The sequence below is a fragment of the Sphingobacterium endophyticum genome (assembly GCF_009733535.1).
Lineage (GTDB): Bacteria > Bacteroidota > Bacteroidia > Sphingobacteriales > Sphingobacteriaceae > Sphingobacterium > Sphingobacterium endophyticum.
The window spans coordinates 44,997-69,775 of the sequence record NZ_SMMI01000006.1 but is presented as its reverse complement, the minus strand read 5'-3'; the positions used below and the strand labels follow the sequence as shown (position 1 = coordinate 69,775).

23 protein-coding genes are annotated in these 24,779 nt (G+C 40.4%); 17 read left to right on the top strand and 6 right to left on the bottom strand.

Going from position 1 to position 24,779, the window contains the following annotated elements:
- Positions 1–268: 268 nt before the first annotated feature.
- The 5 genes from E0Y80_RS09460 (at position 269) to E0Y80_RS09445 (ending at position 5,725) form a co-directional block, all read left to right on the top strand.
- The gene (locus tag E0Y80_RS09460; protein ID WP_156307432.1) at positions 269–1,243 is read left to right on the top strand and encodes an ABC transporter permease; all 975 of its coding nucleotides are present in this window, start codon (positions 269–271) and stop codon (positions 1,241–1,243) included.
- A 3-nt stretch (positions 1,244–1,246) separates the two neighbouring features.
- On the top strand, positions 1,247–2,635 hold the full coding sequence (locus E0Y80_RS09455) for an ABC transporter permease (RefSeq protein WP_156307431.1): 1,389 nt from the start codon (positions 1,247–1,249) through the stop codon (positions 2,633–2,635).
- A 415-nt stretch (positions 2,636–3,050) separates the two neighbouring features.
- A complete protein-coding gene (locus tag E0Y80_RS20615) occupies positions 3,051–3,344 on the top strand; it encodes a hypothetical protein (RefSeq protein ID WP_197091539.1) in 294 nt (97 codons plus the stop codon).
- Positions 3,345–3,926: 582 nt separating this feature from the next.
- Positions 3,927–4,097, top strand: a complete 171-nt coding sequence (locus tag E0Y80_RS09450) for a hypothetical protein (protein WP_156307430.1) — start codon at positions 3,927–3,929, stop codon at positions 4,095–4,097.
- Positions 4,098–4,108: 11 nt separating this feature from the next.
- Positions 4,109–5,725 carry a hypothetical protein gene (locus E0Y80_RS09445; protein ID WP_156307429.1) on the top strand — a complete coding sequence of 539 codons (1,617 nt, stop codon included), beginning with the start codon at positions 4,109–4,111 and terminating at the stop codon, positions 5,723–5,725.
- A gap of 1,120 nt (positions 5,726–6,845) precedes the next feature.
- Here the strand turns inward: E0Y80_RS09445 and E0Y80_RS09435 are convergent.
- The gene (locus E0Y80_RS09435) at positions 6,846–7,250 is read right to left on the bottom strand and encodes a response regulator (RefSeq protein ID WP_156307427.1); all 405 of its coding nucleotides are present in this window, start codon (positions 7,248–7,250) and stop codon (positions 6,846–6,848) included.
- A 12-nt stretch (positions 7,251–7,262) separates the two neighbouring features.
- Entirely contained in the window at positions 7,263–8,738 is a 1,476-nt protein-coding gene (locus tag E0Y80_RS09430; RefSeq protein WP_156307426.1) for a PAS domain-containing sensor histidine kinase, read from the bottom strand.
- Positions 8,739–9,493: 755 nt separating this feature from the next.
- Here E0Y80_RS09430 and E0Y80_RS09425 point away from each other — a divergent pair.
- A complete protein-coding gene (locus E0Y80_RS09425; protein ID WP_156307425.1) occupies positions 9,494–9,715 on the top strand; it encodes a hypothetical protein in 222 nt (73 codons plus the stop codon).
- Between the two features lie 51 nt (positions 9,716–9,766).
- Here the strand turns inward: E0Y80_RS09425 and E0Y80_RS09420 are convergent, their stop codons facing one another.
- The 4 genes from E0Y80_RS09420 to E0Y80_RS09405 form a co-directional block, all read right to left on the bottom strand.
- Positions 9,767–10,030 (bottom strand): hypothetical protein, encoded by a 264-nt coding sequence (locus tag E0Y80_RS09420; protein WP_156307424.1) that lies wholly within the window; start codon positions 10,028–10,030, stop codon positions 9,767–9,769.
- Between the two features lie 547 nt (positions 10,031–10,577).
- Positions 10,578–11,033 carry a helix-turn-helix domain-containing protein gene (locus tag E0Y80_RS09415; protein WP_156307423.1) on the bottom strand — a complete coding sequence of 152 codons (456 nt, stop codon included), beginning with the start codon at positions 11,031–11,033 and terminating at the stop codon, positions 10,578–10,580.
- A gap of 1,809 nt (positions 11,034–12,842) precedes the next feature.
- Positions 12,843–14,015: a hypothetical protein gene (locus tag E0Y80_RS09410; RefSeq protein ID WP_156307422.1), complete on the bottom strand. Its 1,173-nt coding sequence runs from the start codon at positions 14,013–14,015 to the stop codon at positions 12,843–12,845.
- A 5-nt stretch (positions 14,016–14,020) separates the two neighbouring features.
- A complete protein-coding gene (locus E0Y80_RS09405) occupies positions 14,021–14,596 on the bottom strand; it encodes an RNA polymerase sigma factor (RefSeq protein ID WP_197091538.1) in 576 nt (191 codons plus the stop codon).
- Positions 14,597–14,804: 208 nt separating this feature from the next.
- Here E0Y80_RS09405 and E0Y80_RS09400 point away from each other — a divergent pair, with 208 nt between their 5' ends.
- The 11 genes from E0Y80_RS09400 (at position 14,805) to E0Y80_RS09350 (ending at position 24,764) form a co-directional block, all read left to right on the top strand.
- The gene (locus E0Y80_RS09400) at positions 14,805–15,656 is read left to right on the top strand and encodes a hypothetical protein (protein WP_156307421.1); all 852 of its coding nucleotides are present in this window, start codon (positions 14,805–14,807) and stop codon (positions 15,654–15,656) included.
- Between the two features lie 55 nt (positions 15,657–15,711).
- Positions 15,712–16,074, top strand: a complete 363-nt coding sequence (locus tag E0Y80_RS09395; protein WP_156307420.1) for a hypothetical protein — start codon at positions 15,712–15,714, stop codon at positions 16,072–16,074.
- A gap of 17 nt (positions 16,075–16,091) precedes the next feature.
- Positions 16,092–16,649, top strand: a complete 558-nt coding sequence (locus E0Y80_RS09390) for a YceI family protein (RefSeq protein WP_156307419.1) — start codon at positions 16,092–16,094, stop codon at positions 16,647–16,649.
- Positions 16,650–16,687: 38 nt separating this feature from the next.
- The gene (locus E0Y80_RS09385; protein ID WP_156307418.1) at positions 16,688–17,629 is read left to right on the top strand and encodes a DUF5777 family beta-barrel protein; all 942 of its coding nucleotides are present in this window, start codon (positions 16,688–16,690) and stop codon (positions 17,627–17,629) included.
- Between the two features lie 134 nt (positions 17,630–17,763).
- Positions 17,764–18,459 carry a porin family protein gene (locus tag E0Y80_RS09380; RefSeq protein WP_156307417.1) on the top strand — a complete coding sequence of 232 codons (696 nt, stop codon included), beginning with the start codon at positions 17,764–17,766 and terminating at the stop codon, positions 18,457–18,459.
- Positions 18,460–18,586: 127 nt separating this feature from the next.
- Positions 18,587–19,957 (top strand): Gfo/Idh/MocA family protein, encoded by a 1,371-nt coding sequence (locus tag E0Y80_RS09375; RefSeq protein WP_156307416.1) that lies wholly within the window; start codon positions 18,587–18,589, stop codon positions 19,955–19,957.
- A 101-nt stretch (positions 19,958–20,058) separates the two neighbouring features.
- Positions 20,059–20,238 (top strand): DUF6496 domain-containing protein, encoded by a 180-nt coding sequence (locus E0Y80_RS09370; protein ID WP_156307415.1) that lies wholly within the window; start codon positions 20,059–20,061, stop codon positions 20,236–20,238.
- Positions 20,239–20,342: 104 nt separating this feature from the next.
- The gene (locus tag E0Y80_RS09365) at positions 20,343–20,801 is read left to right on the top strand and encodes a MaoC family dehydratase (protein WP_156307414.1); all 459 of its coding nucleotides are present in this window, start codon (positions 20,343–20,345) and stop codon (positions 20,799–20,801) included.
- A 28-nt stretch (positions 20,802–20,829) separates the two neighbouring features.
- A complete protein-coding gene (locus E0Y80_RS09360; protein WP_156307413.1) occupies positions 20,830–21,888 on the top strand; it encodes a 3-oxoacyl-ACP synthase III family protein in 1,059 nt (352 codons plus the stop codon).
- Between the two features lie 215 nt (positions 21,889–22,103).
- On the top strand, positions 22,104–23,213 hold the full coding sequence (locus tag E0Y80_RS09355; RefSeq protein WP_156307412.1) for a DEAD/DEAH box helicase: 1,110 nt from the start codon (positions 22,104–22,106) through the stop codon (positions 23,211–23,213).
- A 750-nt stretch (positions 23,214–23,963) separates the two neighbouring features.
- Entirely contained in the window at positions 23,964–24,764 is an 801-nt protein-coding gene (locus E0Y80_RS09350) for a 3-keto-disaccharide hydrolase (protein WP_156307411.1), read from the top strand.
- The last annotated feature ends 15 nt before the right edge of the window (positions 24,765–24,779 follow it).

Genomic DNA, 24,779 nt, shown 5'->3' with positions numbered 1-24,779 from the left:
TTTTATATTATCTGCCAATTATTTTTATAATTTTTTTAATAAAAAATATAACTTCTCTCTAAAAATGCAATCAATAGTAATGTTCAATTTCAAACAGTTAGTGTTCAGTATCGAACAATTACAAAATATGTAACAATCTTATTATTAGATATTTACTTGTTTGGCAATGCTATTGTTATTTTCATGCTGAGCTAGATTTATCAAAATATTATATACATATTTTGATTGCCTACCTCATCATTTACATTTCCACCATTCATGTTGAGATATGATACTTAATCACTTGAAAATTGCAATTCGGAGTTTGCTGAAGAACAAAGGTTTTTCTGCGATAAATATTATTGGATTGGCCATTGGTCTAGCCTCGGTTTTATTGATAGCCTTATGGGTTCAAAATCAATTTCTATATGATAATTTCTATAAGAATAAGGAGAATATCTATAAGTTGATGAACAGGACCGATAAGAACAATGTTGTTAATATTCATGGAATAACCATGCCAGCAGCGGCTCCCGCGCTTGAATCTGAGTTTCCTGAGGTAGAGCATGCTGCAAGGATGCTTTGGACAGAGGACCAGCTTTTAACTTATGGGGAATTGAACTTAAAGGCAAAGGGAAATTCTGTCGATCCAGGCTTCATAGAACTCTTTGATTTTCATATTATAGAAGGAGCAAAAGATCACGCCCTTAGTGAGCCGAATAGTATCGTGATCACTGAGGGATTGGCGAAAAGTATTTTTGGAAATGACAATCCTATCGGAAAGATGGTTTTGATCAAGAACGAGACACCGTATAAGGTGACTGCAGTTATGGAAGACCTACCAATCTATACGGACTTTGATTTTAAGTATTTGAAGCCAATTGATTTAGAACGATCAAAAAGTCTAAATACCTGGAACAATAACTCTTTGATAACCTATGTATCGCTTAAACCCCAAACAGACGTTGATGCTTTTAATGAGAAAATAAAATCATTGGTAACGAAGAATGAAGGATATTTGAAATGGACTTCTGTATTTCTATATCCCATGTCCAAGGTGCATCTGTATTCAGAGTTTGAAAATGGAGTTGTAGCAGGAGGAAGGATTGACAGGGTGCGTTTGGTAGGAGGGATAGGGTTATTGATTCTATTGATTGCCTGTATCAATTTCATGAACCTAAGTACTGCTCGCAGTCAGAAAAGAAGTAAAGAGGTGGGTGTAAGAAAAGTTATAGGGGCAAAGAAAAAGACATTAATCAGTTAATTTTTGTTTGAGTCCATTTTATTGGCGTTGAGCGCGGGATTAGTGGCTATAGCTTTGACTATTGTGTTTTTGCCGATCTTTAATAGCATATTGGACAAACCTTTACAAGTTGCATGGACCAATCCTTTGATTTGGATTACCGGTTTAAGTTTTATTTTGCTCACCGGCTTTCTAGCGGGTGTCTATCCAGCTTTTGTACTGTCTTCCTTTAAACCGATCAAGGTCTTGAAAGGTGATGCCCTTCGACCCAAGGGTTTATTCAATCTACGTGAAAGTTTAGTGGTTATACAGTTTGCCATTGCTATATTTCTGATTGTGGCGACCATGGTCATTCGGATGCAGATAAAATTTGGTGGTGAACGTACTGTTGGCTATGAATCATCGCAGTTGATCGAGGTTCCGGCAGAAGGAGACTTGGAGAAGAATTTTGAGTCCTTCAAAAATGAATTGGTCAGTCAGGGATATGCTGAGAGTGTTGCCCGAACGGTAGGCTGGACCATTGCAGAGAGATCGGGTTCCGCTGGAGGAAATTTCTCCTGGGAAGGTGCGACTCCAGATCAGGTTAGCAATAGTTTTTTTGGTTTGATTTCTACAGAAAGTGATTTTGTAAAGACCCTTGGTCTGGACTTGATAGCTGGCCGGGACATTGATTATGCTCGAATAAAAGCTGATAGTGCTTCAATTTTGATCAATGAAAGTGCTGTTAAGCAAATGGGTATTAAGGATCCGGTAGGAAAGATAATTAAATGGGGGGATGATCCATTGACTATTGTTGGAGTGATTTCAGATTATATTTTAGGATCTCCCTATGAAGAGGTACAGCCTTTAATGGTACTTGCTAGAGATAAGTATCTTTATAATATTGTAATCCGCACTAAGGCCAAAGCTTCTATGTCTGAAACAGTCGCCGGAATAGAGAAAATCACTAAGAAATTCAACCCATCATATCCATTCTATTATAAATTTGTTGACCAGCAGTTTGCCAAGAAATTCAATGATGAGGAACAGATGGGCCGTTTAGCCTTTATATTCTCGTTGTTGGCCATTTTTATTTCATGCCTAGGTCTATTTGGCCTAGCTTCATATATTGCAGAGACCAGGGTTAAAGAAATTGGCATACGTAAAGTCCTTGGTGCTTCAGTTGCAGGAATCTGTGCCATGCTCTCGAAAGAGTTTGTCAAATTGGTCATTATCGGCTTACTTATAGCCTCACCAATAGCTTGGATATCAATGAATAAATGGCTTGATGGATTTACCTATCATATCGAGTTACAATGGTGGATGTTGGCCGTTGCTGGTGGAGTTGCTATATTAATTGCTTTGGTTACCGTCAGTTCCCAATCTATCAAAGCTGCTTGGAGAAATCCGGTAGATAGCCTCAAGAACGAGTGATTCTAGAGGGATGCTTTTCTAGCTCCTTCATAGTGAGATTATTTCTGATGCCAAAATGTGCATATTTGAATCCAGTGAAATTATAGGGCTCAATGATTATAGAACTCCTATAACCGGTGAGATGGATCGGGGAAAATAACAGGGTCCAGAACATATCAGGTTGGTCAGATCGGATTTTAGCCTGATTTCCGTGTTGATAGTTTTTCTGAATTAATCAAAACCCTAACCATACACTTTGAAGTCAAAGCTGGCAAAGGGCGGAGGATAGACTGATAGTATAGGATGAACAATACGGCCGCACAGAAAATGTTTCTATTTAATGCTTTTATATCAACCTTCAACTGAGAATTCAATAATATACGCACCCCCGAATCTTACAGCAGTACTTTGTGACCCCAAAAAACGTTACGATTCGATGGTTTATAACAAGGGTGATGGAACTTTTAAGTGTACGATATTGCCACGCATTTGGCAAGAGTACCTCCTTTCCCTTCAAGACTTAGTATATCTTGAAGGGCTTTTCCAATTTATTTCAATGGTTAATGCATTATGGGAAGGACAGGCCCAACCTCCGGACTCTATATCTAATTATCTTAAACAAAGGGAGGTTGCGTCAGTTTTTTTAGCTAAATCAAAAAAGAATGAATTTGTAAAAGATAAGTTTCTTAAGGAATGTTTTATGGTTCTGAGAAGAGACTCTAAATCCTGAGGTGGGTTCTAGCCGGAAAGGTAGTCCTTGTAGGTGAATCTTACTGGGTTCCCTTTTGTCCAAAATCTTATTTAAAAGGCCTTCTAGTATATTTGCTGCGTTTTCCATATCCCCAGTCGTTAATCAACAGGTCAAATATAAGCGAGTCTCCTGATAAAGTTCGGTGCATGTGCGGTTTTTTAGTCAGTATTTTAACTTAAAGCCCAACTTTTGATTTGAGGTAGATTCGTGGATATAAATTAGCCAAGGCATCTTTGGGTCGTTATCTTCTGCAATTTTTTCCGGGAAAAGTCTTGGAGACATAACTTAATTGTAAACATTCTTCGTTTGGTTGTCGTCTGGCCCGCATCGATTTCGATGTAACCTGAATACCAATATGGTTAGTTTTATTTTTTTCTCCCTTTTAGTTAACGGCGCTGATGTCGGCTATTTGCTACAAAAAAAAATTAACAGGGGTTTAAAATCCTGTCGGTAAAATTTATTTTTCACCAAAAGATTACCTTTGCCGGCGTAGATAAATTAATAGAGAAAGATAACCGACTTTCCAGTTTGGTCAGTTGGTAGATTTTAAAGGTAATTAAAATGAAAAAATGTTACAGTCGTCCTTCTATCGTATTTGTTAATATTCAATTAGAGGAGGGAATAGCGGCAGGGTCAGCTTCGGTAAAACCCTACAACAGTTCTGGTCAGGTAATGGAGCAATGGTATGAAGAGGACAACCAGACCAAGGAATTTGATTGGAATGAAATATAATTAATAAGGAATTGAGTAAAATGAACGATAAATCAAGATTATTTAGGAGTTTCAGCTACGCATTTAAAGCCATGGTTTTATTCCTAGTGCTTACATCCTGCCAGAAATCCCAAGAGGATACGGTAGGAAATGCGGATGCCATGTTAAAGGTAAACCTTACAGTCGGGGAGCCTGAGGAAGAAAAGATTCTTGTTGCAGGGAAGAGTACTACACGCAGAATTAATTACGATATCCAAAAGTCTGAGATTCAACTTAACGGTGGGGTTTCCATGGAAGTTTCGGTCGTTAGGGGAGCCGTTAATGGGGATTCCGGATCTAGCGGTGCTTCTGCAGAGGCGGGATTGAAAGCCGCGGCACAGCCTGTGGTTAAAACCTTGGAAAAAGGGGTTAAGTACAAACTTGTCGCCTATACTGAAGGTGGGCAATATGTAAGTTCTGTCGATTATACCTATGGTAGCGAATCCTCTGTACCGGGCTTACAGCTGGATGCAGGAAAGACCTACACCTTTATTGTCTATTCGGTCAATAGCAAGCTGGAATTACCTTCGGTTTACAACAAGGACTTAATTTCCACGGCAGGCCTTAAGGATATATCTGGCGACTTGATGTTTTTCAAGAAGACCATGAAGCTGAATTTTGGTGACAACAACCTGAACGCTGTTCTACAGCATAAGTTCAGCCAGATAACCACCTACATAGAAATGGACGACAGCATGACCGGATCGATCGAGGCAATTTCAGGTACTCAATTCAACCCTACAAAGGTTACCGGTTCGATCAATTTCTCGGATGGTGCCCTATCTTTTCCAAATGTGGACGGTTCGACGAACGTTTCCTTTCCCGCTGTTATACCGGGATCACGTTCTTTAGTCAGTACGCCCTCATTTCTGATAAGCCCAGGGACGGAATCAGCCAGCTTTAAGATCGGCTCTATAAGGATCGATTCCGAGACTAAGACCAATATTAGCGTTCCTAATATTAAGATTATGCCCGGACAGCGATATAACCTAATCATCAAGTTCAGGTCGTGTTCTGAAGACGTCACTGCCGAAGGGATGAACTGGAGCTATCCACAGACTTCTTGGAAGGAGGGATGGACGACCTATACAGGTATATACAAAACCGACGAAAAAAGATATTATAAGAATAATGAAGTCATACAGAACACCTTCATAGCGCCACAGGCTAATTATGGATTCCAATTTGACATAACGGAACTCGACAACGCCTTCAATATGAAGGTGAACGGGAAGCATATATTCAAGGCCTCCGATTTGGAGCAGATCCAGTTCGAGACGGCAAGTTCTCTGGGTATAGTGCGTAACATTCAGTTTGCCGATGGATCTGATTATGCTACCAATGGCATCGACCAGATATACAATATGAAAGGCTCCCTTGCGACACCTTTGGTCAGGATCCTGATAAGTAGAAACGGCGAGGTGACCATGCTGGGTAGCAAGGTGAATAACGGACCGTTGTTTCCGCTGAAGCTAAAAAATAACCTGACCTTTAATAAGGTAACCTGGAACTCAACTGGAGACAATACGGTGGTAGTTACCCAAAAGGTAGCGGGAAGAACGATCATAATCGGTAAAGGCTCTGGAAAGAAAAGGATTACATGTAAGTAGGGATAGTTGGGAATTTGCGAAAGGGTTACCTACAGGTGGCCCTTTCTCTATTGGCCCGGAACCTAAGTTAGTACAGGAAACCTTCATTCTATCGCCTTATGCTGGAAGGATGGAAAATCCGGCAGCGAGCGGGGGCCGGATGAATGAAATTGAGAGGCTTTTCTATGTTGGCTGAGTTTAGGTGCCCAAGGTCCCTAGGTCTTGGGCCGGCAATCTGCGATGGTCGGTCCTTATATATTTACTGCATTTTAAGTTTAAGCATAGAGTTCATACGCCATAAAAAAATAAAATGGCAGAAAATGCAGCGTCCTCCTTTTTTCATCCGGGTATGGAGGTTCTTGAGTGCCATCAGAATACTTCCCCTGGAAACCGAGGAAATAGCAGTTCGCCCTTCGGATTCAAGGAATTTTCTCATTATAACTCGATTATTTGCTCCTTTATGGCACGCTTGCCGGCTTTCGATAAATCCGATGTTCCACCCTGCGTAAACGGCCTCTTGGGATCAAACAGTTCAGAGATTCCAAAAACTTCAGGATATTATATATCTTTGTCAACAGATTACCTGAATCGCCATGGACCATGAATATATTAAAAGCCGACTCGCCGAAAGGCTCAGTTCCCTTTTCGACACTTTCGAGATATTTCATACGTTACAAGATAATTCGGTTGGCCAAACCTCAGACGGAACGGAACTCTTTATAGTCATTGGGCTTATAGAAATGGACCGGTATTCAAGGCCTCTCTATATTGCTAAGGACGCAGAGAGGTGGGTCATAGACCAAGAAATTGAGTTGATGGCGGAGAAATTGAGTCAGGATGTCTTAAGGATGCCATAAGGCCAACCGGCCTACCGTTCAATGTGAAGTTCTTCCGAATTACAGGTCATGGGTGGGATGGAATAATTCAGATAGAACATCGGATCCTATGAAGATTACGATAGTAACGGACATCATGGAGTTCCATTTTGGCTCTTTATCGATAGAGGATGGATTCCAGGAAATGTCCTTTTTCTTTTGTTTTTGGTCTTGTCGGGACTATTTTCTTCTTTATTGGTCGGAACTTTTACTTGTTTTTCTTTCTGCGCTTAAAATTTGGTGAAGCTTCATATCCTGGTTCAATCCTATTTTGACAGGATGTTAAAAAGCTCTTTCTGGCTGATAGGTTTGGTAAGGATTCCTCTTAAAATACGTACCCTTGTGGCCGTGGTCCTCTCTCGCTCTCTGATTGATGAGCTGATAATGTAGATGGGAGTCAGCGCGGGATCCAGGAGACCCTCCTGCTGAATATGTTCCAGTAGCTCCCAACCGTCCATAATGGGCATATTGATGTCCACAAATACAACTAGGTTTTCTTTGTTACTATATTCTTTGTTGGCCCTGAAAAATCTGAGTGCTTCACTACCGTTCGGAAACGTCCTAAGGAAGATGTCTCTTTCTGGGAAATTTCGAGAAATCAGCCTTATTACGGTACAGAAGATCTGGTCATCGTCCACTAATATAAATTCTAATTTATCTATATCTGCCATCTAATCATAGTATTATGTCTTGGGAATCGAAATGAGAAGGATTGCTTTAGCATCTCTATCAGGATTGAACTTTACAGAGCCTCCAAAGGAAGTGATCTGATGTTCAGAAATGTATTCGTCCATGATGAGTTCGTCACTAATCTTTATGGAGGGAGTCTGATCGCGGGTTCGGTTGATGGGTGGTGGTATCTCTAGCCAATTAAGCTGGATTTCGACAGCAGAATCAGTAGCCTTTGAGCTAAGCCTGAATCTGTGGACAGGACCTAATTGCCTGTAGGTAAGTGATTGAAGCACTGCAAAGATCAAGATCTTCCTAACGTAGTAGGCGGGGAAATAGATCTTCTTTTCATAGGTTTCCGTCACGGGAATTGCCCTGACCGTATGTCCGATTAATCTGGTAATCTCAGTGAAGGCATCTTTAATGATTTTGTTGATATCGTTGTCCCTGAAGCTTAAGTCCTTATCTTCAGTTCTCTCCAAAAAACCTATTAGATTGTCGAAAAGCTTAAGGTATTTTGAATTGTTAATTTTTAGAAGGCCCACCATTTCTTGCAGGTCCGTTCCTTTGACGTGCATCTGGTCTATGATCATTGCGTTGTTTGCAATTGGTGCACGTAATGTATGGGAGAGTACCTGATTGAAAATTTCAAGCTGCCGGAGCCGGACATTGAGTTCGAAGTTGGACTTTTCGAGCATCTCCTTTTGGATCTTTAGCCTCCTGCTGTTCTCCTTCACAAGGGATAGATCCTGGAGTTGGCAGATAAGGTAGAGCACATCCTTTTTGGATGACCTTACTGCCGATAGGCTGAGCAAGCACCATATGGGGATTCCGTTCAGTCCAATAAATTCACATTCCAGTCTAAATTTGTCCTGCTGGCCACTAAAAATTTTCTTAATCCCATTCTCCAGCCCCTTTCTATAGCTGGGAGAGATAAGAGGCAAGATAGCCTGTCGGTGTTCACAGATGTCGAAGTTTGTTCCTAAGATCCGATAGAACTCACTGTTGCATTCGGTAATAAGCAGCTCCCTGTCCAACAGAAGCATTCCTACGGAGGAATCCATAAAGGCATGGTTAAATTTTTCCTCCTTGATCTTTACCAGGGATTCCAGGTTTATTTGGGGGGTTATATCCCTGACAATGATTGCAAGGCTCTGATCGTTCCCTTTTAGGATCTTGGTCTGGAGCTCGTACCATCTTCCAGTTTGATTTTCGAAAGGAGAGCTGTACTTCAATCTGTACGATCGAGTATTGCGGAATGAACTGTCGATGAGTTCCTGGACCTTCTCTGCAAATAATCTGGGAAAGATCTCATGAATGGAGCTATTAAGAAACCGAAGGGAATCCATAAAAAGCTTTTCAGGGTCGGAGGTCCAGCAGTTTAGGATGGAACCATCTGATTTTACTTCAAAGATAATATCCTCCAAAGACTCGATTAAGGTGTCATGTTCCTGTTTCAATCTGTTTGGATCGAAATCGTCATTTTTCATAGATTCAGTCTTGTTTTGTATAGTCCTGGCTATTTTTAGATGGTCCAGTGAACCTAAATTAGCTCAACTGACCGATATTTCCTATGAAATTTTCCTATTTTATATCGGCGGTCATAAATCGCGTATCTCAGGACGATTCCTTCCGCACATTATCCTAATGGGCCGATAATTGAAAATTAAGTGTTTTAATCTAAATCCAAAAGTATAAAAAGCTAATATTCAGGACCCAACCAAAGGTAGGGAAAAATATCAGGTTTGATTCTATTATTCAGCAAATGCATCGGCCGAATAAATAGCTTAATGTATAATTGGTAAATAAGTCCCTTTTGCCGGGGAGGCCAAAAGGGACACCAAACCAATTATTAACCTAAATATTTATTTAGTATTTGCCTAAGTGCAATTTATATGCCGAAAAACCATGAAATGGCTGTGATGTATTTGATTCCGGGAAAGTTTGTAGGGCGATCGGCTTGAGAGTTTGTATTTTAAAGGGCAAGTTTTTTTAATAGGTAAGGATTGGGCTATGCGGCCGGGAAATCTGGACGGAAGATCTATGCAGTTTAACTATCCTTCATCCAGTCAAACATCATATATTATTATTTTGGCCGAATCTCTAGAGATTAAATAGCCAAATACGCTTAGGAATGTTTTTTTTTATCAGATATTTATATTTTTGTTAACCTAGCCGCGATATAATCTATTTTTTTTCTGAAATTTAGCCCTACATTACCAACAAATGTTATGCAATCCGGATCATGAGTCATAAAATACCTACAAGTTTCAGTTCAGGAATCGGATCAGGAGCTATTCGGTTCCCTTCATCACAGTTTCTGGAAAATTTGCGGGCCGAGGCAATAAGCATGTCCCGAGCGCTTCCCATTGAAACTGCGGAGCAATACATTAGGTTGTCCCTATTGGAATGGCCGGATATAATCGATTCCGAGGTTAAGAAATTTAGGGAGGAACTAAAAAAATAAGGTTGGTCAATGTTTTAGAGTTCCTATTTGGCTGCTGTGAGAATAGAATGGTTAATAGTATGGTTGCCTGTAGATTCTCTGGGAAGGCTCTAACATCTCCGGATTCGGAAACTTCCCCTTAGGGAACTGGTTTTCCCTTCTGCGAGCAAGCTGTGTCTTTTGTTTTCCAGGTGCCATAATAGGGACCAAACTCCAGTAGTTGGCTTCTGCGATTAACAACGTCCAAAGCTGGGCATCATCCTTCGGAAGTTCTGAACCCGTGGATGTCCTGTCTGCCTGAATACGCTTGATTACTAACCGAACAACAGAGGTCACAATTTATACTGGAGTGGGGCTCATGAACAAAGTTTGGGGTGCAATTTCAATTGAATCGAAAACATGACAAAGTGTTTCCAGGCTTTTAAAGCCTGGAATAATTAACTAAACGATTGGCATTGGGAATGCCATTATTGTATGACAATAGACCATGAATATAAATAAAGATATTTATAGATCGGCCTGGTTTGAAAAAAAAGCTTAGCAAATGGAAATTGGGAACTTCGTTTCAAAAGATTTGTTGGGATCGTTTAGGGTAAAAATTAAAATCTGGTTGAATTGAAGGTTGGGAAATGTTGGAACTTCTTTTCCCAGAAATCATTTAATAGGCACGGATTGGAGCTGATATTCACTTCCCTGAATACCCAAATCAGGTCCTAATTAATTGAAATAATTTTTACCTCCGTCATATGTGTAAAATTTTTGATACGGACTCGGGGGCGGTGGATGGGTGATTTCTTTAAAAATGCCTATCCTCTATTTCTGCTGTCAACTTAGCTGGGCTTTGGGAAAACTCCGGTCTAAATTTGATTATCGATGGGGGTTACTACTCCTTGGTCCCTTTGGATATGAAATAATCTCTTGGGCTCCTTCCGAATGTGTTTTTTACATAGTGCGAAAATTTAAAATAGCTTGAGAATCCCGATAGTCTTGCCAAGGAAGTTAGGTTCAGATCAGACACTGAGTTTAGATCGTTAATTATTTCCTGCATAAACTGTATCCGGAGATTATTAACATAGCCAGAAAAGTTTACCCCGAAATGATCGTTTATCACGCTGGAAAGGTATTTCCTGTTAATCCCTAGATCCTTAGAAAATCTGTCTATATTATAGTTCTGATCCTTGTAGAGCCTTTTTCTTTCCCATTCTTTGATAGATCTTAGGATCTTTTTCTCAGCATTGGCGGAGATATTCAATGACCTGGTCTTAGTGTGTTTTTCAATTGGTTTCATCTTGATTGAATAATTGTTGGTGCCATGTCCAAATCTACGATTTTCAGACATTTTTCCTCATTTAATATGAAGTTGTTCATCTCCAAACCTTACTTGGCCTATCATTGTAATATGTATTCCGCGGTTTGATTTAACCCCTTGAGTTTCCTATTTGTTCTTTTTGACCAGATCCCTGAGAATGCTCAAAAAGAAAAGGATAAGAAGTGCAGCCAGGATTTTTTCAGAGAAGTTTTCCTTGAAAGTGTCCACTATCGAAAATATAATATTTATGGTCATGAAGGTCATTGAAAATACGAAATCATAAATTTATCCCTACCCTGTCCTCTTCTACAATTTGTTCTTCATATTAAACAATTTACCGGTTCTAATGTTTTCTCTCCATTCAATGACTGAGTAAGAATGGTCCGGATGACAAACCACAATTAGGTTTTAGCCTTCAATACAATCCATTCCGAGTTTCAAGTATTTTGGGGCCCTTCCAACCGTCTCCCACTTTATATTTCCTTTTATTGTAACCTAATGATAATGGTAGCTTCTTGTGAATTGACCTACTGTCCAGCCCTGCTCTGAGTTATGTTCCTGAAATGAAATGACCTTAATCAGGAAATGAAAAAAATTCCAGTAATTGAAGTTGAGGTGAAGATGCCGAATTGCTGATTCAGGGGTTTGAAGGAGACTGGCTCTGGATAGGGAGAACATGGAATACGATCTGTCGTTGGTATTGCTGGGCAGCAAGTAATTCGATTCAGTATGGTGGCCCTTCTCCCTAAATGAATAGCTTAGGAATGTGTAAGGGAACATGGAGCCCAAAGGAATGAACCCAATCAGTTTAAAAGCAGAGTTCAGCGCATTAAAGGTAATAGCTTAGGATACCCAATACAAAAAGGAATGTTCCAATAAACAGTAAAACCGTTCTAATGTGCTTAAAAAAAATAGTTTTCATTAGTAAACGTGCGTAAAACACTTAATAACTGGCTAAGGTATAAAAAAAATTAAATAAAAAACACTTTGGTTCTCCAGCTAATCTACTGGGATTTATACATTTTAGCTATGGAGATATTGAAAGCGTTGAGAACATGGGCTGGAACTAAAAAAGATGACCTTCGAAAGGAAGGTACTGAAAAGTTCTATTGAAAAATTTTTTCGGTTCAGAAAATGCTGGAAATCACGTGTCAAACCCTTCGGGAATCGATTATTTAAGGAACAAAAGATAGAGGCTTCCAAATAGACAACAGAAAAGGGCTTAAGACCATAAGAATTCCTAAGCCCTTTTCTATCGGGTACTTTTTCAGTGCCCTCTTCGAAAGGCAGGTACTTTTGTGTGGGCAATTTTGAAGGCTAAAGGTTACATATTCATACTAAATGCAGAGGGAATTCACAATTTGCATATTATGAAATAGTCTGCTCTTCCATCAACGATATGCATCAATCTAAAATTTGTAACCTTGGTGAGTTCCCATATTTCTTTTTCCAGATCTTCAGATGCAGTTAAAAAATCTATTTCATGTAAATTGAATTTATAATTCCTCTCCTTAAACTTTCTTTCGAAAAACTCTTCCAGCAGATTAGCCCTCTGTTTCTTTGAACCGTACATTGTATACCCCCATGACTTAGGGCGCAATTTTATAAAATTTTATTTTAGTTGACAAGGCTTAATTATTGCTTAAGGGTTAAGTGTTGCAACAGTTAAATTAATGTATTGATATAGAGGTTGTTTTTTATCTGCCGTGCAGCGCCACGCTCTTTAAAAAACATGTATTGTAACCCCACTCCAACCATATTCCACAGGAACCTTTCGGAAGGGATGGAACCATTCTGCTTACTTTGTTCTCAGACCTGGGGAAGGTGCGAGGTAATGGCTCACCAGGCGCGGAAATCTAGGCTCAAGGCCACTCCCTTTGATTCAAGTGATGTCCTTCCGTAACCAACGCCCTTAACAGGTATCTGAAAGAATGGTCTAATACCGATCTTGAGCTTATCTGATACTTTGTGCTGGATTGAAACCGTTAAATCTATGGTGCTAAATAAATGTTTGTTTTCGTTGCTAACCGTATAAGTCCTATCTTCCATTTCCGAATAGGAAATGATGTACTCCTCCTTGAGCATAAATAGACTCGATGTACCCAGACCGACACTTAATTCGGTATCCTTTAACTTGGCCACCTTCATATTGACAGATATCGGAATGCTGAGTATATCGCAAGCTGCGTCTACATTCGTTGGATTGTAATGCGCCGGAATTGGATTGAGGGGTCTGTACAGGCTGTAGTTGGATGAATAGTTCTTCTTGGCGTAGGCAATACCCGTTGTGAGGCTGAAACGTTTTCCAAAGGGTTGAGAAAATACTAAAGCAAAATTGGTGCTTACGGAATTTGTTTTAGATCCTGCTACCCTTGTCAGGTCAGGTCCCGCCATTATGCTTAGGGTTGCAGGCTGAAGGAGTGACCTAGCATTCTGCTGTTTCTGTGATTTATGCGACGGTCTCTGTTCATGTGAGATAGAAGCGGGCGGTGTTCCTATATCATAGCGGGGGAAAACCGGTCTGGTTTCCAGATTTGCGCTTAAACCTACTAAGTAAAGCCCATGAGGCTGCTGTATGTCGATAGTTGCGGAACGGGCAGAATTCGAGCCGGGAATCAGTCTAGAGCTTCTGCTTTCAATTTTTTTGGCATCGAGCTCGTCCCCGCCTAAAGACATAATCGGGCTATCCGTGGACGGACGGATTCCGACTGTTTTTTGATCGGACTTCCTAAATTCATCATTCTTAAGATCCTCGGGGAAGGGCGATGTCCCTTTTGATTGCATCCTAGCGGCAATTTCCCCTTTATTTGAATAATATCTGTTAAGGCCGATCAATAGAAGTGAAGCGATGCATGCAGCAACGGAAGCTACCTTCCAAAAAGTAACCTGTCGGGTATTTCGGGACTTCCTGGAGATCCTCTCCTCTAGGACCTTCCAATGATCCTCTTCAAAGGGATGCTCCTGTTGGTCCAATACTCTCTTAAAAAGACCGTCTATTTTATTTTTATCCATCCGTGTCAATCGTTATGTATGCCGGCATTCGATCGCTCGGACCGCCGGATTAATTCTGCCAATTTTGCCCTGGCCTTATAGAGGTTTGATTTGGATGTTCCAATGGATATTCCTAATAAAGCTGCAATCTCCTCATGGGAATACCCTTCAATGGCATACAGATTAAATACTGTCCTAAATCCTGGGGTCAATGATTGGACCATCTTCAATAGGTCCTGGTAATGAAGCATCTGCAATGTGGATTCATTTAAGACTTCATGTTCCTCCACTATGTCAAGTTCAACAGTTTGGTTTACGAATCTCAATGTCGATCTATAATAGTCAATCGCGGTATTGGTCATAATTCTCCTTAACCAGGTCACAAAGGGACGGTTAAAATCATATGAATTAATATGATCAAAAACTTTAAAAAAACCTTCATTTATTATGGTTGCTGCCTCCTCCCTGTTTTTTGCATATCTTAGACAAATACCCATGGACAATGAGTAGAAGCTACGATATAGTTCCTTCTGCGATCTTCTGTCATTCACGATGCATCCTTCAATAAGTTTGATTAGTTTTTCATTTGGATCCTCAACCACAGAATTCAGTCTTTATTGAACAGTAAATTTTCATTAGGTACACATCTTACAATCTTTAATAGAATACGAGCTCAAAAGCAAATTGGTTGCCTGCCTGGTATAATTTAACCAATTGACATCCAGTCTTTTGAATTTATTTTTTAGAAAGCAACCATTCCTTTCCAGAGGACGTAGTTAATGATAAGCAAAATGAAATAATTTCAAATGTATGAATACTAAGTTTAAATTTTATAGGAAGGCCCTATTGATGGGGACATTGTTGCTTTCTTTCATTTCATGTTCCAAAGACAATGGCTCAGACATCGATAATCTTGAGGTTGGGATTCTCATAAAGGAGAGCCAAACCCACGGAAAAATTCTGACTGACGATAAGGGTAGAACGCTCTATTTTTTCTCAAATGATAGCAAAGGACAATCGAGCTGTTCGGGTAGCTGCATGAATAATTGGCCGGCTTATTATGATCACGGCGCCAAGGATTCAAAATTTCTAGACCAAAAGGAGATTGGCGAGATTACCCGGACTGACGGCAGTAAGCAGACCACATACAGGGGCTGGCCTCTGTATTATTTTATCGGAGACGGGGATGCTGGGAAGGTTGGTGGCGATGGGATAAACGATAATTGGTATGTCGCCAAACCGGACTATTTGCTGATGGTTTGCAATGCTCAATTAGTTGGACATGATGGTGAAAACTATAGATCCGATTTCGGTTTAGGCGGTGGGAAGACAATATATTTTACGGATGGGAATGGCAGGACCTTATACGCCTTTAGGTCCGATAGGTTCAACGATAATACATTTACCAAGGCGGATTTCAGCAACGATGGCATCTGGCCGATATACCAATCCGTTTCGGGATCATTTCCTTCGATAGTTTCTGCTTCAGATATCGCCTCTATCGATGTTTTTGGGAAGAAGCAGCTGACCTATAGGGGCTGGCCGCTATATTATTTTGGAAATGACCTGAACCGGGGAGATAATAAAGGGATCAGTTTCCCTGCTCCGGGAGTGTGGCCGATCGTTAACCTTGACACCCAAGTTGCCTCCAGTACAGAATAAATTGGTGTGCGATATCCCTAGTGCAATACATTTATTAATAAATCATCATATAGCCATGAAAAGAAATAGATTGACTTTTATTCTCCCTTTGTTGTTGCTCGCGGCCAGTTTAACGGGCTGTGGAAAGGACCAGGCAGAAAATGTTGAACCTAAGCCGGAAGGAGGCGACATTACAGCGGGTAACGTTAGTTATTCGAACTATGTTGGAAAACTGCTGGAAAGTAGGTGCAATTCGTGCCATAATGTAGGCGGGAGCGGCAGCTCAAAGTGGACATTCTCAGGAATAGAGTCGGTAAAATCCAATTCGGATAGGATTAAGAATGCCGTTCTGGTTACGATGACTATGCCGATGGGCTCTTCGCTTTCCGCAAAGGAAAAGGAGTTATTGGATGCCTGGTTTAAAAGGAATATGCCCTGACACTTTTGTGAAACATTATGAAAAAGCTTTATTATAGCATACTGTTGATCCTAATAATAATCCCGGTACGGTCCAGGTCACAGTCCAATATTTTGGTCAGTAGAACAGCACAGGTTTCATTTTTCAGTAGCGCTCCATTAGAAGATATTCAGGCCGTCAGTACGTTGGGCGCATCTGCTATCAATATCTCCACAGGTGATATAATCTTTAAAGTGAGAATCAATACCTTTCAATTTGAAAAAAAATTAATGCAAGAACATTTTAATGAAAATTATATGGAAAGCGAGAAGTACCCAACCTCCGAATTCAAGGGTAAGATATCGGATGTTGCCAAATTGCGGAAGGAGGGTAGATATGTAAATCTTGTCTCTGGAACATTGAATATTCATGGAGTGACTAAAAGATACGAGACATCCGTCGAGTTTTTGGTCAAAGGCAGAGAAATAACGGTAAAGGCAAGTTTCCCCATAAAATTAGCAGACCATCAAATTAAAATCCCTTCGGTCGCCTGGAAAAAAATTGCCGAGACGGTCAAGGTCAATCTTTCTGCTGATTTCTCAGGGGAAGCCCAATAGGATGCATGATGCCGACTAACTCTAATAATGGAAAGAATATGAAAAATATATTTTTCTGGATCATTGTATCTATCGTCCTATCTGTGCCCATCATTTCCTTTGGTCAGGATGATTTGGAAATGCTTGCAGGTTTCGACTCTGTACAACGCGATAAGGTAATTTCAACCTTTAAATCCGGTTCGATAATCAATTTGAAGACGATTGAGACTTTGGGAAAAGGGGAATTAGACTTTCGTGTCGACCACCGATTCGGTGACATCGCCGGCAAGGCCGGTGGTGCGAAGAACTTCTTTGGATTGGACAATTCAACAGATATCAAGATAGGGTTTGACTATGGATTAACCGATGAGCTTAATTTCGGTATTTATAGGGCCAAGGGAGCCTCTGATGCTACACAGCTTTATGAGGGGGCCGTGAAATATCGTTTTCTCGATCAAACTCAGGATGACAGGATTCCGGTTAGTCTTGCTTTCTTCGCAAGTGCAACGCTATCTGCCGCCAAGTCGGATCCGAACCTGAACTCACCGGTCAGTTTCCGCCGGTTTAAAGATAGATTCGTGTATGTGGGACAATTAATCATCGCTAGAAAGTTTAGTTCGCGATTGTCCATTCTTGTTTCCCCTAGCTATGTGCATCGCAATTATACAGCCTATGGAGATCAGAACGCATTTTTTGCCATCGGGTTTGCTGGTCGGATAAAAATTACCCGTCGTATTTCGCTATTGGCTGATTATTTTCTACCCTTTAGGAATGGGCTAAAAAAGACCTTAATGGAATCAACATGGGGGGAGACTTATTACAACCCATTGGGAATAGGACTGGAAATAGAAACTGGAGGCCACGTATTCAGTCTTAATTTTACGAATTCTAAGTCTATCCAGGAAGGACAACTTATCCCAGAAACCTACTCTTCTTGGGGAAAAGGACAATTTAGATGGGGGTTCGGGATTACGAGGAGGTTTTCCCTTACCGGAGGTTAGCAGTGGGGTAAATGGGGAGGCTGTATGATTACCTCTCATTTCATTTTAATGGAATTAAAAGCAATTTTATCTGTAGCTTTTAGATCAGATCTTTCGTTTTTATTTTAATTGTTTACCAACCAATTAGAATAATTATGAAATTCAAAGGAATTCTATCAACAACTTTTTTTGTCGCAGCACAATTTATTATTTCGAATCTATATGCTCAGGTAAATTGGGGGTTAAACGTAGGGCTCAACTACAGCAATATTAATGCAATCAGCGAACTTCGGAATGAAATAGAAAGTCATGCTATTCCTAGGATGAATGTGGGATTAAGTGTCGATATTCCCATCTATGGAGATTTATATGTTCAGCCGACGTTAATGTATTCCGGAAAGGGATACAAGTCAGATGCCGGAGAGATAGGCTTTACAAAGGATTTTAAAGCCAGGGTGACCTATCTTGAATTGCCCGTTCAGATCCTTTTTAAGCCTGAAGTAAGTTCTGGTAGTATGGTCATAGGTTTCGGTCCATATATTGCCTATGGTCTTGGCGGAAAATGGAAATCTCCAGAGGATGTGCTGATCGGAGATATTTTGATCTCTAATCAGGGAGATATAGAATTTAACAAAAATGGCGATGAGGCGGATTATGGAACATATGTTTATGGGAGGCCCTGGGACTATGGGGGTAAAGCCGTCCTAGGTTATGAGTTTCTCAGGAAATATTTGTTGCAATTTAACTATCAATGGGGGATGGCCGATATCATGTCCAGTTGGGGAGACGATGAACGTAATGGGAGTATCAAAACGAAAGGTTTCGGCCTAAGTGTTGGGTATAAATTTTAAAAAAAGCTTTATGCCATATTTATTTAATTTGCCATAAGCAAAAGCCTTGGTTTTTAGGACAAAAAATATCTTGTATATACAAACTCTTGAATAATTTGTATATTTAGATAACCAAAATCCTAAACCTATGAATGAAAAACATCTTACATCCAGAAGGAGCTTTATCCGTACCGTTACTGCAGCAGCAGTTGGAGCGCCGCTAATTTTAGATTCCGTATTTGCTTCAGTTCCGGCAAAAAAACTAAGACATGCCTGTATCGGAGTTGGGGGTATGGGCGCTTATGACTTACAGAACTTTAAATCGCATCCTGATGTAGAAATCGTTGCCCTTTGTGATGTAGATGAGAATCATTTGAGGAAAGCTGCAGAATTAATTCCTGGAGCAAGGTTATATACAGATTGGCGGGAATTACTAAAACAGGAGAAGAATAACATTGATTCAGTCAATGTAACCGTGCCAGATCACAACCATTTTATCGTTGCAATGAAGGCCATTGAACTCGGGAAGAATGTGTATTGTCAAAAACCGATGTGCCATGATGTTGCAGAAGTCAGGGTGCTTACTCAAGCCGCGGTCAAAAAGGGAGTCGTTACTCAGTTAGGAACACAAATAGCTTCTTCAATTGGAGATCGTACCGCTGTGCAGTGGATCAAGGAAGGCCATATCGGAAAAATAAAACATGCCTATTTATGTTCGAATCGTTCAGGTATTGCGGGATACAGGTTAGCAGGTCCACGGCCATCTGCTGCGGAAGCTGTTCCCTCGACATTAGATTGGGATAAATGGCTGGGAACTGCCCCTGAACGGGCTTATGCTTCCAATATTTATCATCCTGGTATTTGGCGCACCTGGCAGGATTTTGGAACCGGCTGGTCCGGCGATATCGGATGCCATATCTTCGATGCAGTCTGGAAAGGATTGGGTCTCAAGGCCCCACTGACGGTTGTAGCGGAAGTGCAGAAGTCCTGGAAAGATGATAAAAGCCGCCGCGCTGATACTTGGGCACAAGGTAATCATATTACCTGGAGCTTCCCGGGAAATGAAAAAATAGCTGGAGAAGTACTGCCATTGGAATGGTTTGATGGGGAATTCTACCCTCCCAATGAAATACAAGCACTTTTTAATAATGGAGTAAACTATCCCGAGGAGGCCGCCATGCTAATTGGTACAGAGGGCGCATTGCTCATTCCGCATGGTGGAACCCCTGTACTATTACCGGAAAGTAAATTTGGAAAAGATAAGTACCCAGATCTTGAAGAAAGAAATCACTATCACCATTTTGTTGAAGGTTGTTTGGGAAGGGCTGAGCCTGAATCTCACTTCGCACAATCTGGTCCAATGACAGAAGCGATTCTTCTAGGAACAGTGGCGATTAGGATTCCGGAAACGTTATTGCAATGGGATTCTTCCAATATGAAGTTTCCAAACAATCCAGAAGCTGAAAAATACTTAAAAAGGACCTATAGAAAGGGTTGGGAGGTGAAGGGATTTAGTTGACAGAAATTTTAAACTATTCAATATGCTGTATTGTTCTTCTTTCAAAAGGCTTGATCAGTCATTTGGATTGATTGGCCGATGTGTTAATTAATTTGAAAGTTATGGCAAAGTATTCAAAAAAGGCATCTGAGAAGGTAGAAAGAGCGATGCACGAAATGAAAGAAGGAAAGTTGAAATCTGGAAGCGGCAAAAAAGTTACCACTAGAAAACAGGCAGTTGCCATTGGATTATCGGAAGCTCGGGAAGCAGGAGCAAAGGTTCCTAAAAAGAAAGAGTCATAGGGATATTCAAATATTTATGGATAAAAGGGTATTTCATTAAATTTATTTCTTTTCCTAGTCCAAATAATTGTAATTTCATCAGGTTATATAAAATCAATCAAAAGATGATCATCATAAACGGTTATGAAGAGTATAAGGCTCATGAAGGAAAAGTATTAGGTGTTTCCAAATGGCATAAAATCGATCAAGGGCAGATTAACAAATTTGCAGATGCGACATTAGACCACCAATGGATACATACCGATGAGGAAAGAGCACAAAATGAAGGTCCCTTTAAATCCACGATTGCCCATGGGTACCTTACCTTGTCTCTCATTCCATACCTATGGAAGCAGATTGCAGATGTAAGAAATGTGAAGATGGAAATCAATTATGGGATTGAAAACTTTAAATTCGGGCAGGCGGTTACTGTTGACAGTGAGGTTCAGTTACAAGCAACTGTAAGAACAGTGACGAACTTAAGAGGAACAATTAAAGTTGCTATTCAGGCACGTTTAGACATTAAAGATCAGCCTAAACCTGCATATGTTGGCGATGTGATCTTTCTGTACCATTTCAATTAACATTTCCTAATTTTTGCATTTTTAGCTGATGAGATCAAAGATTATAGGCACTGGAGCATATATTCCCGAATTAATAATTGATAATGATTATTTTTTGGGACATACCTTCTATGGACCGGATAAAAAGAAGATCGTTCAACCACAAGAGACGATTATTCGAAAGTTTAAGGAGATTACAGGCATTTCACAGAGGCGTTATGCTGCAGCGGGAATTACCTCTTCCGATATGGGTTCAATGGCTGCAGAAGAAGCTATTGAAAAGGCTCAGATTGACCGTGAAGACATTGATTTAATTGTCGTTGCGCACAATTATGGGGATATGAGCCATAATGGGGCTCCACGGGACATGGTTCCGTCCGTTGCTTCAAGAGTTAAACATAAATTAGGCATCAAAAATCCCAACTGCATTGCATACGATGTTATTTTTGGATGTCCAGGATGGTTGCACGCACTGATTCAAGCCGATCTATATATTCAGACAGGCCGTGCAGTAAATTGCTTGGTAATCGGCTCCGAAACTCTATCACGCGTATTGGATCCCAATGACCGGGACAGTTTAATCTTTTCGGATGGGGCAGGGGCTACCCTTGTTCAAAAAACGGCAGGAGATAATGGTCTTTTTAATTCTGCCACTATTACCCATAGCTTTGATGAAATCGACTACATTGTTTCAGCAGAAGGTGTGGCTGGAGAGGTGACAGATCCTCAATTTATCAGAATGAAGGGTAGAAAAGTGTATGAGTATGCACTTAAACATGTTCCTCAGGCTATGAAAGACTGCTTTGATAGCAGCGGGCAAGACATCAAGGATCTCAAGATGATCTTTATTCATCAAGCGAATGAGAAGATGGACGAGGCTATTGTCAAGCGATTTTTTGAGTTGTATGGAATTTCGGAACTTCCAGATCATATCATGCCGATGAATATCGGATCGATGGGGAATAGTTCCGTTGCGACGATTCCGACCTTATTGAATCAGGTGTTGGAAGGAGAATTGCCGGGTTATTCCTTAGGGCAAGGCGATATAATCTTATTTGCTTCAGTTGGAGCGGGCATGAATATTAATGCAGCTACCTATAAATTTTAATCAAAGTCTTGAAGTTCCTGTAAATAAGCAATAAAGCATCTGTATAAAACTATTTCATTTTCAATTAATTGCAGTATCTTTGCGGATATGTGAGGACCTCTATGGCCCTTCTGCCTATAGTCAAGCGTTTCTTCACTTGCTATATGGGGTCTCGCAGCGGCGCTTTTTGCTGCCCTTTCCCCAAAAAAGTAGGGAGAGGTATTAAATGAAATTAAATGGAATTTAAAGAAATCGGGGTCATAGCTCCCATATTAAGTGCTATTCAGGATTTAAAATATACCAATCCTACAGAAATTCAAAAACAAACTATCCCAGCTATTCTCAATGGTAGAGATCTTATAGGATGCGCACAAACTGGAACCGGTAAAACCGGGGCCTTTGCCATTCCTTTGTTACAGCGAATGGCCTCAAAGCCAAATGCAAAGAGAGTTCCCCGTACATTAATTTTGGTTCCCACACGGGAGCTTGCTATTCAGATAGACCAGAATATGGCGGCATTGGGAATGTATCTTAAGCTCAGTCAGCTGGTAATCTATGGAGGTGTTTCTCAGAATAAGCAAGTCGATGCCTTAAGAAAAGGTGTTGATACCATCGTTGCTACGCCGGGTCGTTTGATGGACCTTTTGGGTCAGGGACATGTTAACCTGAATTCAATTGAAGCGCTTGTTTTAGACGAGGCCGATAATATGCTTGATATGGGTTTTATCCATGACATTAAAAGAATATTAAAAGTTGTTCCTAAAAACCGTCAAACCTTACTTTTCTCGGCAACCATGCCCACGGCAATCAGAAAGCTCGCTGGAGAAATCATGAAATCTCCTGTTGAAATTAGTGTTTCACCTGTTTCCTCAACGGCAGAAATCATTTCTCAGTCTGTTTATTTTATCGAGAAGAAGCAAAAGACGGCCTTACTTGCGAAAGTTCTAAATGAGGACTCCAATGTTCAGACCTTGGTTTTTATGCGTACGAAACATGGTGCTGACCGTCTGTCAAAGACCTTAGGGAAACAAGGCGTTCAATCGGTCTGTATTCACGGGAATAAATCTCAAAATGCAAGACAGAATGCCCTCAATTCCTTTAAGGATGGTAAGATCAATGTTTTGATTGCAACGGATATTGCGGCAAGAGGAATTGACATCAAAGAACTTCCTCGAGTGATCAACTTTGACCTTCCCGAAGATTCAGAAACATATGTTCACCGTATTGGTCGGACGGGCCGAGCTGGAAATGCCGGAAAGGCTCTTTCCTTCTGCAGTGAGGAAGAGAAGCCTTTACTTAACAAAATTCAAAAATTGATCGGTTTCCAAGTTCCGGTCGTGATATAACCCCTTTTGGGGAGTTGCTCATCATTCCTATAAACTGGGCGTAAAGAGCCTAATATCAGTTGATTTGTTCCCATTTGTAGGTATGGTGATCCTTTTTCACCCATAACATTTTTCGTTATACAAGCGTCAATTCAAGATGGCATCATGGAAACGGTAAAAATTAACCTAGGTAAAAACCCTTTATCAAGTTCTGTTTTATTTTCTGGATTTTTTTTAAGCCGGCTGAAGCAAGGAGGATGGTCCAAATGTGGCTGGCGCAGGAAACTTAGATGAAGTCATTGCGACAAATAGAGGTATATTTTAGTCCTAACAATGACTATTTTGAAGCTGGGATCGAGGTGACTTTAGCAGGAAAAGATAAGGTATAAGTAGCGACTTAAGCTGGGAAAGAATATTCCAATGTTACTCCTAAAATTTTAGTAGTTGATTTTATTTGGCGGCGAAGCGATCGCCCCCTACAAAGAGCGTTGAGGGACAATTCTTATATCCCTTCAAAAACAAGGAGCTTTCTTTCCTTATCAAGGCAAAGGGTTCAACTAAAATGGTATAGCATTTGGAAGTGGGAAAACAATAAACCAGGGTATATAGTAATGATCGGATATTAATTTCCCATCAAAACAAAGGTGTAAAAATCTGATGCGTTGGGATTTTTGCTTTTAGGTATTTTATTTCACATGGAACGTCCATGAGATTAGGCAGGATAAGTTATATGCTGTATATTGCAGTTCATATCAACACTTAACCAAAGACATGAAACATATCATTTTTGCAGGACTATTTGCAGGTATTTTATTATCTGGATGTGCAAGTAATAAAGCCAATAAGGATGACAAAGAATGGAGGCCATTGTTTAATGGCAAAGACATTAAGGACTGGTTTGTAAAAATCCATCATCATGAAGTTGGAGAGAATTATGGCAATACCTTTCGCGTGGAGGATGGAACCATTAAAATTAGATATGATCAATACGGGGATTTTAACAATCAATTCGGCCATCTCTATTATAAAACCCCATTCTCCTATTATCATTTAAAATTTGAATACCGTTTTGCTGGAGAATTACAACAGGGTGCTCCAGAATATACTTTATTGAACAGTGGCGTTATGTTTCATTCTCAGGATCCCAGAACTATGCTTAAGGAACAGGATTGGCCAATTTCAGTTGAAATGCAGCTGCTTGCAGGATTAGGAGACGGAAAGCCGAGGCCAACCGGTAATATGTGCTCACCTGGGACCAATGTGGTTTATCAAGGAAAGATTGCAGCTTCCCATTGTCTAAATTCTACCTCCAAGACTTATCCTGCAGATCAATGGGTGCAAGGTGAGTTAATTGTATATGGAGATTCCTTAATTCAACATGTTATAGAAGGAGAAGTTGTCCTTGAGTATTCTAAACCTCAGATCGGAGGTGGAACAGCAAATGGATATGATCCGAAAATGAAAGTTGACGGTAAATTCTTAAGCGAGGGATTTATTGCTTTGCAGAGCGAGGGGCAACCTGTGGACTTTAGAAATATTTATATTAAAGATCTATCCAAGGAAAAGAGGTAGATATTCATATCGGCC